This is a genomic window from Amycolatopsis sp. NPDC005003, assembly GCF_053600695.1.
This window is the reverse complement of the sequence record NZ_JBSGAI010000035.1, coordinates 48622-64400: the sequence shown is the minus strand read 5'-3', so window position 1 is coordinate 64400 and position 15779 is coordinate 48622. Positions and strand designations below refer to the sequence as shown.

The 15779-nt window shown below is 72.6% G+C and carries 16 protein-coding genes; 6 read left to right on the top strand and 10 right to left on the bottom strand.

All coding sequences use genetic code 11. The features are described 5' to 3' along the window. Positions 1-107 precede the first annotated feature (107 nt). A complete protein-coding gene (locus ACWED2_RS33455) occupies positions 108-839 on the bottom strand; it encodes a TetR/AcrR family transcriptional regulator (protein WP_449694502.1) in 732 nt (243 codons plus the stop codon). Positions 840-906: 67 nt separating this feature from the next. Between ACWED2_RS33455 and ACWED2_RS33450 the strand changes: the two genes are divergently transcribed. Together ACWED2_RS33450 and ACWED2_RS33445 are read left to right on the top strand one after the other, a co-directional pair. After that, positions 907-1776 (top strand): alpha/beta fold hydrolase, encoded by an 870-nt coding sequence (locus ACWED2_RS33450; RefSeq protein WP_449694501.1) that lies wholly within the window; start codon positions 907-909, stop codon positions 1774-1776. 74 nt (positions 1777-1850) lie between these two features. After that, on the top strand, positions 1851-2261 hold the full coding sequence (locus ACWED2_RS33445) for a hypothetical protein (protein ID WP_449694500.1): 411 nt from the start codon (positions 1851-1853) through the stop codon (positions 2259-2261). Positions 2262-2424: 163 nt separating this feature from the next. Here ACWED2_RS33445 and ACWED2_RS33440 read toward each other — a convergent pair whose 3' ends face one another. After that, positions 2425-3648: a helix-turn-helix domain-containing protein gene (locus tag ACWED2_RS33440; protein ID WP_449694499.1), complete on the bottom strand. Its 1224-nt coding sequence runs from the start codon at positions 3646-3648 to the stop codon at positions 2425-2427. Between the two features lie 112 nt (positions 3649-3760). Here ACWED2_RS33440 and ACWED2_RS33435 point away from each other — a divergent pair, with 112 nt between their 5' ends. Next, positions 3761-4606 carry an SGNH/GDSL hydrolase family protein gene (locus tag ACWED2_RS33435; RefSeq protein WP_449694547.1) on the top strand — a complete coding sequence of 282 codons (846 nt, stop codon included), beginning with the start codon at positions 3761-3763 and terminating at the stop codon, positions 4604-4606. Here the strand turns inward: ACWED2_RS33435 and ACWED2_RS33430 are convergent. Genes ACWED2_RS33430 through ACWED2_RS33410 form a run of 5 tightly spaced genes read right to left on the bottom strand, consistent with a single transcriptional unit; the run spans position 4596 to position 10452 of the window. Continuing rightward, the gene (locus tag ACWED2_RS33430; protein WP_449694498.1) at positions 4596-5117 is read right to left on the bottom strand and encodes a pyridoxamine 5'-phosphate oxidase family protein; all 522 of its coding nucleotides are present in this window, start codon (positions 5115-5117) and stop codon (positions 4596-4598) included. The genes ACWED2_RS33435 and ACWED2_RS33430 overlap by 11 nt on opposite strands. Positions 5118-5119: 2 nt before the next feature. Then, positions 5120-6103, bottom strand: a complete 984-nt coding sequence (locus tag ACWED2_RS33425; RefSeq protein WP_449694497.1) for an LLM class F420-dependent oxidoreductase — start codon at positions 6101-6103, stop codon at positions 5120-5122. Beyond that, positions 6100-7287: an acetyl-CoA acetyltransferase gene (locus ACWED2_RS33420; protein WP_449694496.1), complete on the bottom strand. Its 1188-nt coding sequence runs from the start codon at positions 7285-7287 to the stop codon at positions 6100-6102. The genes ACWED2_RS33425 and ACWED2_RS33420 overlap by 4 nt, the downstream gene beginning before the upstream one ends. Before the next feature lie 4 nt (positions 7288-7291). Further along, positions 7292-8983: a class I adenylate-forming enzyme family protein gene (locus ACWED2_RS33415; RefSeq protein WP_449694495.1), complete on the bottom strand. Its 1692-nt coding sequence runs from the start codon at positions 8981-8983 to the stop codon at positions 7292-7294. Next, the gene (locus tag ACWED2_RS33410) at positions 8980-10452 is read right to left on the bottom strand and encodes a carotenoid oxygenase family protein (RefSeq protein ID WP_449694494.1); all 1473 of its coding nucleotides are present in this window, start codon (positions 10450-10452) and stop codon (positions 8980-8982) included. Before ACWED2_RS33410 ends, ACWED2_RS33415 begins: the two co-directional genes overlap by 4 nt. A 139-nt stretch (positions 10453-10591) precedes the next feature. Here ACWED2_RS33410 and ACWED2_RS33405 point away from each other — a divergent pair, with 139 nt between their 5' ends. Together ACWED2_RS33405 and ACWED2_RS33400 are read left to right on the top strand one after the other, a co-directional pair. Next, positions 10592-11548 (top strand): winged helix-turn-helix transcriptional regulator, encoded by a 957-nt coding sequence (locus tag ACWED2_RS33405; protein WP_449694493.1) that lies wholly within the window; start codon positions 10592-10594, stop codon positions 11546-11548. Between the two features lie 71 nt (positions 11549-11619). Further along, positions 11620-11805 (top strand): DUF5302 domain-containing protein, encoded by a 186-nt coding sequence (locus ACWED2_RS33400; protein WP_086858770.1) that lies wholly within the window; start codon positions 11620-11622, stop codon positions 11803-11805. Positions 11806-11949: 144 nt separating this feature from the next. Here ACWED2_RS33400 and ACWED2_RS33395 read toward each other — a convergent pair whose 3' ends face one another. Next, on the bottom strand, positions 11950-12879 hold the full coding sequence (locus tag ACWED2_RS33395) for an MBL fold metallo-hydrolase (RefSeq protein WP_449694492.1): 930 nt from the start codon (positions 12877-12879) through the stop codon (positions 11950-11952). Positions 12880-12893: 14 nt separating this feature from the next. On the opposite strand from ACWED2_RS33395, the gene ACWED2_RS33390 reads away from it, so the two are divergent. Further along, positions 12894-13907, top strand: coding sequence for a LysR substrate-binding domain-containing protein (locus ACWED2_RS33390; RefSeq protein ID WP_449694491.1), 1014 nt, complete (start codon positions 12894-12896; stop codon positions 13905-13907). Here ACWED2_RS33390 and ACWED2_RS33385 read toward each other — a convergent pair. Then, positions 13892-14692, bottom strand: a complete 801-nt coding sequence (locus ACWED2_RS33385; protein ID WP_449694490.1) for a serine hydrolase — start codon at positions 14690-14692, stop codon at positions 13892-13894. The genes ACWED2_RS33390 and ACWED2_RS33385 overlap by 16 nt on opposite strands. Further along, complete coding sequence (locus tag ACWED2_RS33380) at positions 14689-15762, bottom strand: Glu/Leu/Phe/Val dehydrogenase dimerization domain-containing protein (RefSeq protein WP_449694489.1); 1074 nt, start codon at positions 15760-15762, stop codon at positions 14689-14691. The genes ACWED2_RS33385 and ACWED2_RS33380 overlap by 4 nt, the downstream gene beginning before the upstream one ends. Between the last annotated feature and the right edge of the window lie 17 nt (positions 15763-15779).

The following is a 15779-nucleotide window of genomic DNA, read 5'->3' as shown; positions in this document are numbered from 1 at the left end:
CCGAAGCCCCCGGCGCCACGAGGGGGAGGAGGGCGCCAGGGGCTCCGGGTCAGTGGGCGAACCACCGACGCACGCCCACGGTACGCCGACGCACTGTCAAGTTGCTGTCAACCCGAGATGTCCGGTTTACGAAGCTCGTCCAGGCGATGGGCGAGGCCGTCCAGGCATCGCCGGACCGCGTAGTCGTACAGCTGCGCGTAATAGCCCGACGCGAGCTCCGGGTCACCCATCAGGTCGTGCATCGCCGCGCCCAGCTCGGCCATCCCCGGCAGGTCGGTCCGCTCGCGGTAGGTGGCGTACTCCTCGGTGTTGTCGAGCCGCAGCGCGAGCGCGCCGTCGCGGTCGTCCTCCATCGCGACGAACTGGCAGGCGGTCATCAGCAGCAGGTTGTAGGCCAGCACGCTTTCGCGGCCGAACCCGGCGGCCAGCAGCACCCCGACACCGGCGTCGATCGTGCGCGTGGCCGCTTCGACCGACGGGCCGAACAGCGCCAGCCGCCGCGCGCAGCCCGGGTACGTCCGCAGCACCGCGCGCAGGCCGGCCAGCAGCTCGGTGAACCACTCCTGCCACGGCAGCTGCTCGTCCGGCAGCTCCAGCAGCCCGACGACCCGGTCGACGACGGCGTTCACCACCGCGTCCCGGTCGCCGACGTGGTGGTAGATCACCGCCGGGTAGGCCTCGACCGCGCGGGCGAGCTCCCGCAGCGTCCAGTTGTCCAGGCCGCGCTGGGCGGTGAGGGCGGTGGCGGCGCTGACGATGCAGTCGGCCGTCAGCGCCGGCAGCCCCGCCGCGGCCCGCGACCGGGGGCGCTGTCCCGTGCCCGAGGATGAGGTCGGCATGGGGCGTAACGGTAACGGCCCGACCGGGCCCGGTGCCAGCTCCGCACGGGTACGGCAGGATCGGGGTATGGCACGCGCACAGGCCAACGGTCTCGAGCTCGAGTACGACACCTTCGGCGATCCGGCGGCCCCGCCGCTGGTCCTCGTGATGGGCCTCGGTGCCCAGATGATCACCTGGGAGGACGGCTTCTGCGAGCTGCTCGCCGGCCGCGGTTTCTTCGTCGTGCGTTACGACAACCGGGACGTCGGGCTCTCGACGTGGCTCGACCACCTGCCGCCGCCGGACCTGGCCGCGCTGGCCGCCGGGGACCTGTCGAGTGCGCCGTACACGCTTTCGGACATGGCGGACGACGCCGTCGGGCTGTTCGACGCGCTCGGCATCGCCGCCGCCCACGTCGTCGGGGCGTCGATGGGCGGGATGATCGTGCAGCAGCTGGCGATCGACCACCCGGACCGGCTGTTGTCGGTCACGTCGATCATGTCGACCACCGGCGACCCGGCGGTGGGCCAGGCCGAGCCGTGGGCCCTGGCGTTGCTGACCCGGCCGCCCGCCACGACCCGCGAGCAGGCACTGGTGGACAGCGTGGAGGGCTACCGGCAGCTCGGCTCCCCCGGCTACCCGGACGACGAGGCGTTCCTGCTGGCCAAGGCGGCGCTGCACTACGACCGCGCCCGCCACCCGGTGGGCACGCTGCGCCACGCGGCGGCGGTGGTGGCCTCGGGCGACCGCACGGCCGGTCTGCGTTCGGTGCGGCTGCCGGCGTTGGTCGTCCACGGCGACGCGGACCCGCTGATCAACGTGAGCGGCGGCAAGGCGACGGCGGAGGCGATCCCGGGCGCGGAGCTGCTCGTGATCCCGGGTATGGGGCACAACCTGCCGCGCGCAGTCTGGCCCACGCTCGCCGACGCGATCGAGGGCGTTGTCAACAGGGCGTAAAGATCCCGGGGTCGTGGCGTAGGGAAGGTGTCCTGGCCCACGCTTTCGTTCGTCCGCCGGACTGGACTGGGCGAATGGGCTTCGGATTCCCGTTCGGATGCGTGGCGGCGGTCGCCGCGGTGATCGTCGCGGACCTCTTGGGCGCGACGAGTCACCCCTGGTACGCGCTGGTCACCCTGGGCGCGGTCGTCCTGGCTTCCGCCTACCGAAGTACTTTCGCGGCGGCGACGGGGGTCGCGGTGGTCGCCTGGGCCCTGCACACGGGCTTCATCCTCGGCCGCCTCGGTGCGCTCACCTTCACCCCCGCCTCCGGCCTCGCTGCGCTCGTCCTCGCCTCGGCCCTGGTCGCCGGCGCCCTCGCCCGCGCCGTGTCGTCCCGCCAATCACGCGAACCGACCCTCCAGGTACGCGAGTCGTCCCTCCAGGTACGCGAGTCGTCCGTCGGGGTACGCGAGTTCGCCGGACGGGTCCTCCGGGTTCCGTGATCGGAAGGTCGACTCGCGTGCTTAGGGAGTCGACTCGCGTACCGGGAGGGTCGGCTGGCGTACCTGGAGGGTCGGCTGGCGTGATCAGCGGCGCATCTCGCGTGATTGGACGCGTATCTCGCGTGATTCGAGGGGCATCTCGCGTGATTGGAGGGGCGGCGCGTCAGTGGCGGGCGGCGCGGCGGGCGGCGGAGGCCGCGATGATGCGGGGCAAGCCGGCCGGGTGGAGGGGGTCGATGCCGGTGAGGTCGCGGATGCGGCGGAGGCGGTAGTCGACCGTGTTGGGGTGGACGTGGAGCTGGGCCGCCGTGCGGCGGCGGTTCGTGTCCAAGGCCAGGTACGTGTCGAGGGTCTCGACGAGCTCGGGGTGTGCGTCCAGCGGGTCGAGCGCCGCCGCGAGGCGGTCTCGGGCCGCTCCCGGGCGGGTCAGCTGGTACTCGACCAGGACGTCGTCGAGGCGGTACAGGCCCGGCGGCCTGCCGAACCAGCGCAGCACGTCCAGCACCTCGCCGGTCTGCGCGGCCGCCGCCCGGACCTCCGGCGGCGCCGCCGTTTCCGCCGCCGCCAGCACGGTGACCCCCGCCGCGCGCCCGGCCGCGTCCAGCACCGCGTCCCAGTCCGGGAGGCGGCCGGCCGCCGGGAGGAGGACGAGCCCGCCGGGACCGTCCAGGGACGCGAGCACGCCGTCGCCGCAGAACCGTTCGAACGCCGCCAGGAACCGGCGGAGCTTGCGCCGGACGGCGATCTCGGCGTCCACCCCCGGCGACTCCTCGTCCGCGTGCGGCCCGAGTTCGACGCTCAGCACCAGGTACCCGGCGGGCAGCGTGATCCCGGCGCTGCGGGCGACGACGTCGACCGGGCCGCCGTCGACCAGCACCGAAAGCAGCGTCCGGCGCGCGGTGTGCTCCTGCCCGACCTTCGTCCGCAGCTCCTCCAGGTACCCGCGCGTCACCGCGCCGGTGACCGTGCCGACGAACGCCAGCACCCGGTCGGCGACTTCGAGCAGGTCGGCGACGTCCGCGCGGCCCGACTCGGCCGACCCGACGGCGAAGATCTCCCGCGCGCCGACGTGGTACGCGGTCAGCACGGCCTCCAGCGGGAAGCCCTCTTCCGCCCGGCGGACGGCGGACGCGCCGACCTGCCGCAGCTCGGCCACGTTGAGCTCGCGGTCCTCGCGCAGGCTGCGCACGAACGCCCGCACCGCCTGCCGGGTGATGCCCGCGATGTCGCCGGCCAGTTCCTCCACCGGCAGCCGCCGGTAGTCCGCGACCTCGGCCTGGATGCGCGTGAGCACCCGGGCGATCAGCTCGGGCTCCTCCCGGGTGAGCCGCTCGTGCACGCGCTGCCCGCCGAGGGTGAGGTCCTCGCCGCACTTGTGCTCGGTCACAACCGATCCCCCCGTTCTCTGCCCGGATTCCCAGTCAATCCGGTGACGCCCGGTGCCGATGGTGTCACGGAGACCAACGTTGAGCACAACGTCAAGGAGGACGGGCGTGCGAGTGAGAACGACGGCGTTCATCGCGATCCTGGTCACCGCGCTGACGGGCGCGACAGCGGGCACGGCAGCGGCGGGCACCGCCGGGGAGTACGTGGCACTGGGCGATTCGGCGGCGGCCGGGCCGCTGATCCTGCCCTGGGACCTCTCCTCCCCCGGCTGTCTCCGCTCCCTGCTCGACTACCCGCACGTCGCCGCGAAGGAGCTCGGCGTGCCGCTGAAGGACGTCACCTGTTCCGGCGCGACGACGGCGGACATGACCGCCCCGCAGCAGACGTCGGCCGGGGCGGTGCCGCCGCAGCTGGACGCGCTGAGCGAGCAGACGCGCACGGTGTCCGTGACGATCGGCGGCAACGACGTCGGCCTGGTCGGCGCCGCGACCAGCTGCATCAACCTGCTGCCCGGAGTCGTCCCCGACTGCGTCGACCGGTACACCGCGGGCGGCCACGACCAGCTGGCCGAGAAGATCGCCGCGTTCGAGCCCGTGTGGGGCGCGCTGCTGGACGCGATCCACGCGAAGGCACCGAACGCCGACGTCTTCGTCGCGGGGTACGGCACCTACCTGCCGCGCAACGGCTGCTGGCCGGTCGCGCCGCTGACCCCGCGCGACGCGAACTACATCCAGGGCAGCATCGACAAGACCAACGCCGCCCTCGCCCGGCAGGCCGCCGCGCACGACGCGCACTACGTCGACGTCCGGACGGCCTCGATCGGGCACGACGTCTGCAAGCGGCCCGGTGTGAAGTGGTTCGAGAGCCTGATCCCGACGTCGGTCGCCGCGCCGCTGCACCCGAACGAGGACGGCATGGTGGCCATCGGCGGGCTGGTCGCCTCGGCGATCAGCGGCTGAAGTCCCAGCGGGTGGCGCCGTGGGGCTCGGCGGTGGCGACGCCGACGGCCCGGTGCAGCGTGAGCCGGTACAGGTGCCACGGCGCCGGGCCGGCGCTCGCCGCCATGAACGGGGCGTTGAACCCGCCGTCCTCCACGGTCGCGGGCCAGCCGCCCTCGCGGTAGACGGCCGCCACCCGCTCCAGCGTCGCCGGATCGGCGATCCGGTGGGCCTCGCCTTCCATGGTGAGGTCGAGGCCGCGCAGCCGCACCGACACGCTGCACGCCGGGCTCGCCGCCAGGTTGCGGGCCCGGCGCGTACCCGGCCCGCTCACGAAGTACAGGGCGTCGTCCACCCAGATGGCGCCGACGCCGGCAGCGTGCGGCCGTCCGTCGGGGCGGACGGTGCCGACGAAGAAGGTCAGGTCTTCCTTGGGGGTCTGGGTGGCGAGGAGGTCGCGCGCCCTGCTCCACGGCAGCGCCGCCGCGGACCCGGTGTGGTCGAGGTTTCGGGTCTCCTGAGGTTCCGTCATGCCTACGCGTCGAACGGGACGACGGCGGATCGACACGCGGCGAGAGTTTTCGCGCCACCGGGGTCGTCGTCGCTGGTCGCGGGCACGATCGCCAGCTCGTCGATCCCGGCCGCCGCGTACTCGCCGGCCTTCGCCGCGATCTCGGCGCCGGACCCCAGCAACCCGACCACGGCGATGGCTTCGGCGGGCACCGCGGCCAGCAGCTCACGCGGATGCGGCCGGGTGCGCGCGAAGTCGATCAGGTCGCCGAAGCCCGCCGCGCGGAACATGTCCGCATAGCCGGGCGCCGCGAGGTAGCCGACGACACCCCGGCGAAGCTGCTCCAGCTCGGCCGGGCCCGGGTCGGCCGCGGCGACCACCCAGGCGGCCACCGGCGGCGGGGTCGTCCCGGCCTGCTCGGCGGCCGCGTGCAGCCCGCGGACCAGCGTCGCCGCGGCCGCCGGGCTGACCAGGTTGACCACCATCCGGTCGGCATGACGCGCGGCGGCGTCGAGCGCCCGCGGCCCGAACGCGGCGATCGTCAAGGGCGACTTCGGGGCGGCCAGCCGCAGCCGGTACCCCTGCGAGCCGACAACCGATCCGTCCACAGTGGACTTGGCGCCGGCCAGCAGCTGACGGACCGCTGCGGCGGACTCCGCCAAGGCCGTGGCCGCCCGATCGCGCGAACGCCCGTGCCAGCCGCGCACCACGACGTCGCTGGACGTCCCCAACGCGACCCCGGTCGACCGGCCGGTCAGCGCCGCCACCGACGCGACGCCCATGGCGATCGTCGCCGGGTCCCGCACGGTCACGGCCAGTGGCCCGAAAGTCAGGGAAATCCGTGAGGTGGCCGCCCCGATCGCGGTGCCGAGCGCGAAGGCGTCCCACGTCGCCATCTCGCCGATCCACAGCTCCGGATAGCCCGCGGCCTCGGCCGCGCGGGCCGTCTCCAGTGCCTCCTCCGGCGGCCGGTCCTGCCATAGCCCCAGCGACACCGAAAGCCTCATGCGGTGACCACCATCGTGACCACCGTGGTGAACGACCCGCCGATGTTCAGCGTCAACGCCGTCCGCGCGCCCCCGACCTGGGTCTCGCCCGCCGTGCCCGAGACCTGGCGCGCCGCGTCGCGCAGCATGCGGACGCCGGTGGCGCCGACCGGGTGGCCGAGGCCGATCAGGCCGCCGCCCGGGTTGATCCCGGCCGCGTCGAGGCCGCCTTCGGCGATGAACCGGCCTCCGTCGCCGGGTGGTGCCGCGCCGAGGTGCTCCAGCGCGACCAGGCCGGTGATGGTGAAGCAGTCGTGCAGCTCGACGACGTCGAGCGCGTCGAAGCCGGGGACGCCCGCTCGCCGGTAGGCGTCGGCGACGGCGCCGCGCAGGTGCGGGAACAGGTACTCGCCGCCGGACGCGATCTTCGGCGCGAGGCCGATGTGCGCGGTGCGGTGCCCGAAGCCCGCGATGCGGGGGAAGCCGCCGCCGAGCCGTTCGGCGAACGCGGGCGAGGCCAGCAGGACGGCCGCGGCGCCGTCGGTGATCCGGCCGCAGTCCTGCTTGCGCAGGCGTCCCTCGATCACCGGGTTGAGCTCGTCGTCGGGGCCGAACGAGCCGGCCGGGAACCGCCAGTCGCGGGCCTGGGCCAGCGGGTTCGACGTTGCCCGGTCGAAAGCGTGCGAAGCGAACTGCCCGAGGTGGTCCGGGTCGAGGCCGTACCGCTCGTCGTAGGCGGAAGCGATGTCGGCGAACAGCGCGGGCCACGGGAACTTCGCGGCGACGGCCTCGTGTCCGGCCCAGGCGGCGGACCCGAGGTGCTCGGCCGCGCGCTGCCCGTCGACGTTGCGCATCAGCTCGACGCCGACGACCAGCGCCACGTCGTAGCGGCCCGCCTCGAGGTCCGCGCAGGCGGCGAGGACGGCGGTGCTGCCGGACGCGCACGCGGCTTCGTGCCGCGTCGACGGCACGCCGTCCAGCTCCGGGACGGCCGCCACCAGCAGCCCGCCGAGCTGGGCCTGCCCGGTGAACAGCTCGGCGGCGAGGTTCCCGACGTGCGCGACTCCGACGTCTTCGGCCGAAACACCGGCGTCGGCCAGCGCGGCGGGCACGACCTCGGCGAACAGCTCGAGGAGCCCTCGGCCTTCCTTGGTGAAATTGCGCGCGAAGTCGGTCTGCGCCCCGCCCAGCACGAACACCGTCATGGCCTCACCCCAAGCTTTCCCGCAGCTGCCGCTTCAGGATCTTCCCCACCGGGTTGCGGGGCAAGGCGTCGGCGTACTCGATCCGCTCCGGCAGCTTGAACGCGGCCACCTTCTTCTCGCGCAGGTACGCGACCAGCTCGTCCAGGGTCGGCTTCCGCGAGCCCGGCACGACGACCGCGCACACCCGCTCCCCCATGACCTCGTCGGGCACGCCGATCACGCCGACGTCGGCGACGTCCGGGTGCCCGGCCAGCAGGCCCTCGACCTCGGCGGGCGAGATGTTCATGCCGCCGCGGATGACCAGGTCCTTCATCCGGTCGACGTACTTCAGAAACTCCCCGCGCTCGCCGTCGACCTCGAAGACGTCGCCGGTGCGGAAGTGACCGTCGTCGTCGAACGACGACGTGTCCAGCGGCTCGCCCACCTGCTTGAGGTACCCGGCGAACACCGTCGGCCCGGCGATGTGGAGCTCGCCCGGACGCCCGGGCTCGGTCACGCGCTCGCCGGTGACCGGGTCGTGCAGCCGCACCGACGTCCACTCGGCCACCGGCGTCGACCAGGTGACGGCGGAGGCGTAGTTGGGGAAGTAGGTCGCGCGCTGGTCCGGGTCCGGGATGTCCACCGGGCCGGACAGCAGCGCGGTGCCCTCGTTCGAGCCGAAGAAGTTGATGATGTCGATGCCGTACCGCTCGGCCCAGGTGCGCACGAGCCACGGCGAGAGCGGGGCCGAGCCGGACCCGATCTTGCGCAGCGCGGAGATGTCCACTCCGGACAGGATCTTTTCGTTGTGCAGCAACATGGTCAGCAACGCCGGCGGCGCGAGCGTGTACGTCACGCGTTCGGCGGCGAGCTGCCCGAGGAACACCGGCAGGTCGAACGGGTGGTGCGGGACGAACACCGCGCCGGTCAGCAGCCACGGCAGGAACATGCCGCCGATGCCGGCCATGTTCGTCATCGGGAACGGCGAGAGCAGGACGTCTTCGCGGGTCATCCCGGCGGCCTGGGCGCAACCGGCGGCCGTCGCCAGCCAGTCGCCGTGGCAGCGGGGCACGGCCTTCGGTTCGGCTTCGGTGCCGGACGTCCAGCAGATGGTGACGCAGTCGTTCACGTCGGCTTCGGTCAGGTGTGCGGCCAAAGCGGACTTCTCCGCTTCGGACAGCGGGGCTTCGGGCCAGGCCAGGGCGCCGGCCGGTTCGTCGTCCCCCGAGGCGACGACGAACCGGACCGACGGCGCCGAAGCGCCAACTAGCCCAAGGGCCGCCCCGGCGAGCTCGTGCTCGCCGTATCTGGATGCGGTCACCACCCCGACGGCGCCGGTGCGCCGGCACATCGGGCCGATCTCGTGTTCCCGGTAGGACACCGGGAACGGGGTGACGATCGCGCCGATCCGCACGATCGCGAGGAACGCCTGCACCAGGACCGAGCAGTTCGGCAGCTGCACGGCCACGACGTCACCTGCCCGCACCCCTCTGGCGAGCAGGAACGCGGCCAGGACGTCGACGCGTTCGTCGAGCCGGTTCCAGGTCCACCGCACCGGGTCGCGTCCGACCAGTGCGGTGGTGTTCGGTGGATCGACCAGCGCGAGACCCTCCGGGTCGGCACTGACCCGCTCCTTCACGAGCTGGTCGATCGTCTCCGCACTCCACCATCCCCGCGCCCGGAAGTCCCGGGCGCGACCCTCTCGATGGCATCTCATGAACGGAGGTTTTCCAGCTGGTCCGCCCGGACCCAGGTCGCGTGAAAACCGAGCGGGACACGCTGGGGAAGCAGGACCCTGGCCACGGGTCCGGCAGCGAGATCGGCGGCGTCGAAGACGTCCAGTTCGGAGCGCCCCTCACGCTCGTCCTGCACGAACGTCACCAGATAACCGTCCGCCGAGTCGGCGGCTGCTCCTTCGCGGGGTGCGAACGGAGCCTCACTGCCCCACCGGCCGGGACCGAACCGGTATTCGGTCTTCGTGCCGGCAAGATTGTCGTGGCGCACCAGCCCGTCGAACTTCAGCGTCGACTCGGGCGAGATGTGCACCGCGTAGGAGTACCGGTTCTTCCGGCCGACGCCGCGGGCGTCGACGGTCGGGAACTCGGTGTTGTCGTCGTCGAGCGGCGCCTCGTGACACGCGCCGGTCCGCAGGTCGAAGCGGTAGCGGTGCAGCTGGGCGTCCAGCCGCAGGTAGGACAGCATTTTCGCGAGCGGCGTGTGCGCGTCGGCGCGCGGCTGCGGGCGCTGCACGCGGCAGACGTCGAGGATGACCTCGTCGCCCTGCTCCCAGGCGTTGACGACGTGGTAGATGTAGCACGGGCTCGCTTCGAACCACCGGATCTGGCTACCTTCTCCGTAGCGTGGCATGACGCCGAAGCGGCTCGGCAGCGAGCGGTCGAAGTGCAGCTTGTGGCGCCCCCGCTTCGCCGCCGCGAGGTCCTGGACCAGCGGCAGGTCCATCAGCACCGCGTAGTGCTCGGTGATGGCCATGTCGTGCGGCAGGCGCGGGCCGGGCAGCTCGATGTCGGTGGTGCGCACGACCGTGCCGTCCGCGCTGATCACGCCGTAGCGCAGGTACGGCGGGCGAGGTCCGTAGTCGAACCAGAACAGCTCGCCGGTGGTCTCGTCGACCTTGGGGTGGGCCATCATGTCGCCGGCCAGCGTGCCGAGGAAGTCCTCGGCGCCGAGGGTCTCCAGCGAGAGCGGGTCGACCGCGTACGGCGAGCCGCAGAGGTACCAGGTGGCGAGGATCCGGCCGCGGTGGAAGATGACGTCGGTGTTGGCGTTGTCCTTCAGGCCCAGGCCGTGGGTGTTGCCGAAGGGGTTGTCCTTCGGGTTCTCCATGACGCCGGTCCAGAGCGCCTTGCCCGCCGCGGACTCGGCCTCGAAGGCCTTCGTGCGGATCCAGCGGTTGCGGTAGCGGGCCTTGCCGTTCTCCAGGTGGACGGCGTGGATCATGCCGTCGCCGTCGAACCAGTGGTAGCGGCCTTCCGGGGCGAACCGCGGGTTCGGGCCGTTGCGCAGGTAGACGCCGTTGAGGTCTTTCGGGATCTTGCCGATGACCTGCAGGTCTTCGGCGTCGATCTCGGTGCCGACCGGGGCGTAGACGCCCAGCAGGTAGGGGTTGTCCTCGCCGGTGTCCGCCGTCCGGGCCACCATCAGCGGCTGTTCGGAGGTGCTGGTCATCGGGCTGCTCCCTGGCTGTGGGCCTCGGTCGGCGGGCTGCTGGAAACGAGACTATGATTTGTGTACCCAGCTGTCAATAGGCTTCTTTTGGTGTAGTCAGGTGCTACCCTGAAGCCGCCATGTAACGAGGGGGAAGGTTTTGGTGGAGGCGACTGCACAGCGCATCCGGCCGGCGGGAGATCCGCTCCGCCGGGCGCTCGAGCTCGTCGGTGACCAGTGGACGCTGCTCATCCTGCAGAGCCTGTTCCTGCGCTTCCGCCGGTACGAAGAGCTGCGCCTGCGCCTGGGCATTTCGCCGACGGCGCTGTCCGGACGGCTGCGGGACATGGTGGACGCGGGCATGCTCGTCCGCGTGCCGTACCGGGACGCGCGCCGCACGCGGCACGAGTACCGGCTCACCGAGCGCGGCCTGGAGCTGTGGCCGCTGCTGATCTCGATCTGGGCGTGGGAGCGCGAGTGGGTCGAAGGCCGCCGCGAGGTACTGCCGACGCTGATCCACCTCGACTGTGAGCTGGCTACATCAGCGCCGCTGGGGTGCGCGGCCTGCGGCCGCCGGGTCGACGCCCGGGACGTGCGGGCCTCGCGGCTGGACAGCACCGGCGTCGCGGCGGCGACGGCGTCCAAGCGCTTCCGCCGCAAGGACGCGGATTCGCTGGCCGGCGACCCGATGATGTTCTTCCCGGACACGATGGAGCTGCTCGGCGACCGGTGGTCGACCGGCCTGCTGGTCTCGGCGCTGCTCGGCTGCCGGCACTTTTCGGAGTTCGAGCGCGAGCTGGGCATCGGGCCGAGCGTGCTCTCGGCCCGGCTGAGCAAGCTGGTCGAGGTGGGCGTGCTGCGGACGGGAGCGGCCGCCACGCGCACGGACGCGCGCGACTACCGCCTGACGGCGAAGGGCCTGGCGTTCTTCCCGGCGCTGGCGTTCATCGCGGAGTGGTCCCGCGGGTTCGAGGTGACGGGCCAGGAGCCGGACATCACCCTCCACCACGTCGAGTGCGGCGAGCGCCTGCGCCCGATGCTGCTGTGCGACCACTGCGGCCGCCCGCTGACCCGCAAGTCGGTGCAGTTCGGCGGCGTGCCGTCCCCGAAACGCTGAAATCGACTCGCCAATCGGGTGCGCGGCTGCCAGGCTGGAACGGTCACACGTCGTCGTTTTCGGAGGTAAGCATGAGTGAACCGACCCCGTCGCCCAGCGGCGAGGAGGACGACGTCAAGCGCAAGTTCCGCGAGGCACTGGAGCGCAAGCAGGCCCACGCCCGCTCGGGAGCATCCCACGAGAACGGCGGCGGAAAGAACCAGCACGCCCACGGCCCGGCGGCGAACAAGCGAACCTTCCGACGCAAGAGCGGCTGACCGGCAGGCAGGACCCCGGGAAACTCCCCCGCCCTCCCTGGGGGGCGTCCCCAAGTCCAGTCTATCGGCCCCCACCGACAAAGCCGCCCGAACGAGCTTCGGGCGGCTTTGCTGTGCACATCACGGCGAGATTGTGGACAACCACTACGGGGTGAACTCGCCCAGGTGGTCGAGGACCACGAACTCGCTGTCCGGGCTCGCCGCCGCCACCGCCTTGCGCAGTGTTTCCAGGCCGCCGGCGTCCTTCACCTGGCCGAGTGGCAGGTCGAAGTCGTCCCAGTGCGTTGCCGCCACGTATCTCGGGTTGCCCACCGTGCGCAGCAGCCGGGGGACGTACTCGCGGACCTTCGCCCCTCCCGGCGGCAGCAGCACCACGTCCGGACGCAGGCCGGGGAGCTCGGACTCGACGTAGTTCGATCCGCCGAAGTCCAGCACGCTCGCCCCGCCGCCGGACACGAGATAAGCCAGCGTGCCGCCCTCCAGGAGGTCCGCGATCACCCGCGGGCGGTCGCGGCGGGACAGGGGCCTCGTTCCCGGGAACGCCACCTGGGCCCGGCTTCCCGTGGCCGAGTGCAGGGATCGCAGCACCCGGATCGAGTACCCGTCGAACGTCAGGTCCTCACCGCCCGTCGCGATCGACAGCTGGTCCTCCGGGGCACCCAAGGCCGCCATGAGACTCAAATGCGTCTCGGTGCCGATGATCGTGGCTCCGGTGCGTTCGGCCAGGTACGGGACGTCCGTCAGGTGGTCGTAGTGGCCGTGGGTCACCAGGATGTGGTCCGCGCGGAGGAAACCGCGGTCGAGGTACCCGTCGATCAGCGACCGGTTCACCGAGAGCGGGGTGCGGGGGTCCGCGCCCGCCGGGGTGTACGTGCCCGTCTTGAAGCGGGTCGGCCACGGGTCGATCAGGACCGTCTTCGACCCGATGCGGATTTCCCAGCCATTGTTGCCCCACCAGCGCAACGTCATCCCGGAAGCCGAAGCCGCCCGTGCCACGCCCGGCGCGCCCGCGAGGATCGCCGCGGCCGCCGCGCCCGCGCCGAACAGCCCGCGCCTGCTGATTCCTGTCTCCATGGGACCACCCGACCATGAACCACCGAAGCCTGTCCAAGATCGACGACGGCACCAACCCATATGCGAACGGCTATCGTCGCAGCGTGGACCACCTTCGTTCGCTGCGGTACTTCCTCGTCGTCGCCGACGAACTGCACTTCGGGCGGGCCGCCGAGCGGCTCGGGATCGCGCAGCCGCCGTTGAGCCAGCGCGTCAAACGGCTCGAAGCCGAGCTGGGCGCGACACTCTTCGAGCGCGGCCGCCGCGTCACGCTCACCGAGGCCGGCGAGGTGCTGCGCGCCGAAGCCCGCGATCTGCTCGCCCGGTGGGACCGGATGACGGCGCTGGTCGGCAAAGCCGGTCGCGGGGAGCTGGACGGCCTGCGCGCGGGCGTGCCACCGGACCTGCCCGGCCGGGCGCTGGCCGCGATCCTGACGGAGTTCGCCGACGAGTGCCCGGCCGTGCGGCTGGACCTGCAGGAACTCACCACCGCCGAACAGTCCCGGCTGCTCGCCGGCCGCGAACTCGACGCCGGCCTCCTGCAACTGCCCGTGGACGTGGTCGGGCTCGAGCTCGGCCCGGTCGTCGACACCCCGCTGGGCGTGGTGCTCCCCCGCGACGCACCCCTCGCGCGGCGCTCGAAGCTCGCCCTCGCCGACCTGGCCGGGGAAGGGCTGGTGCACGCCCCGCGCGCCGCCGCGCCGGGGAGTTACGACGCGCTGCTGCGCACCTGCTGGGACCACGGCTTCCGCCCGGCCGCGATCCGGCACGCCCGCAACCCGGAGTTCGTCCTCGGCCTGGTGCTGGCCGGGCACGGCGTGGCGTTCGAACCCGCGGCCCGCAAGGAACCGCGGTTGGTGTGGCGGCCGCTGGACGGCGAAGTGCTGCGGACCCGGATGGCCTTCGCCTGGCCCGCGGCCAGCCCGCACCCGCAGGCCGCGACCCTCGCGCGGATCGCGGCCACGGTCCTCGGGGACGACGGAGTCTCCCGCCTGGTGCCACCGCCGCAGGAGCCGCGGCCGTGGGACGTGTTCTACGAGCGCAGCTGATCGACCGCCGCCCGCGCCGCGCTTCCGATCGCGCGGTCGATGTCCGGGCGCCGCAGCGTCTCCGCGCCGCCGACCGTGAACACCGCCACCGCGTACGCCGCGCCGTCCGGGTAGGTCGCGACACCGATTTCGTTGCGGATCCCCGGGAGCGTGCCCGTCTTGCCCGCCACCGCCACCTCCGGCGGGAACCCCGCCGCCAGCCGGTGCCAGCTGACCTGGGCGGACATCCACTCGCGGACCGGGGCGCCGGCGTCGTCCGCCCAGATCGCCGCCAGCAACGCCGTCATCTCCCGGGGCGTGGTCGCGGACGTCCTCAGTGGATCCAGCGCCCGCGGCGGGCGGCCGGCCGCGGTGTCCTCGATGATCGTGCGCAGCACGTCCCGCGGCGCGCCGACCACCGAAGTGCGCGTCAGGCCCAGCTCCGCCAGCAACGACCGGACGTTGTCCACGCCGACCCGGTCGAACAGCAGGTCCGCCGCGGTGTTGTCGGACACCGAAAGCGCCAGCAGCGCCGCGTCCCGCAGGCTGTAGGAGACGTCGTCGGCGAAGCCCGCCGAACCGGTGCCGCCCAAGCGGTCCGCCGCGGACGCCCGCACCCGGTCGGTGGGGTCGAGCAGGCCGGCCGCCACCTGGCGCGCGAACTCGAACGCCAGCGGCACCTTCACCACGGACGCCAGCACCACCGGCGAATCCGCACCCCAGCCCAGTGCATCGACGGAACCGAGCCGGCGGGCGTGCAGGAAACCCCGCACGCCCGCCGCTTCGAAGAACGCGGAAGGACTCACCCGGTCATGATGGACCGCAGCCGGCCGACCTCCGCCATCCGGCGCTCGGCGAGGCGGTCGGCCGCCGTCGCCGGGGGCACGCCGTCGGTGTCGGCCAGCGCGAACACCGCCTTCGTCGTGTCGTAGATGGCCGTCGTCTTGCGCTTGGCGCGCTCGAAGTCGAAGCCGTGGCGTTCGTCGTCGACCTGGATCACGCCGCCCGCGTTCACCAGGTAGTCCGGGGCGTACAGGACGCCGCGGTCGGCGAGCTGCTTGTCGATGCCGGCGTGCGCGAGCTGGTTGTTCGCCGCGCCGCAGACGATCCGGGCACCGAGCACCGGCACCGTCTCGTCGTTGAGGACGCCGCCCAGCGCGCACGGCGCGAACACGTCCAGCTCGGTGCGCAGCAGGGTGTCCACATCGGACACAACCTGCACGGACGGGTGCGCCTCGAGCGTGCGGGCGATCGCCGGCGCGTACACGTCGGCGATCGTGACCTGCGCGCCGGCCGCCACGAGGTGGCCGACCAGGATGTGGCCGACCTTGCCGACGCCGGCCACGCCGACGCGCTTGCCGGCCAGGTCCGGGCTGCCCCACACGTGCTCGGCCGAGGCCCGCATGCCCTGGTAGACGCCGAACGCGGTGAGCACCGACGAGTCGCCGGCGCCGCCGTCTTCGGGCGAGCGGCCGGTGACGTACCGGCATTCGCGGGCCACGACGTCCATGTCCTGCACGTACGTGCCCACGTCGCACGCCGTGATGTAGCGGCCGCCCAGTGACTGCACGAAGCGCCCGTACGCGCGCAGCAGCGCTTCGGACTTGAGCGTCTTCGGGTCGCCGATGATGACGGCCTTGCCGCCGCCGAGGTCGAGCCCGGCCAGCGCGTTCTTGTACGCCATGCCCTTGGACAGCGCGAGCACGTCGTCGAGCGCGTCGGATTCGGTGGCGTAGGGGTGGAAGCGCGTCCCGCCCAAGGCGGGGCCGAGCGCGGTGGAGTAGATGCCGATGATGGCCTTGAGGCCACTGGCCTGGTCGTGGCAGTACACGACCTGTTCGTGCCCGGTGCCCCGGGCGAACACTCCTTCGGTCACGGGTGGTGACTCCTTTG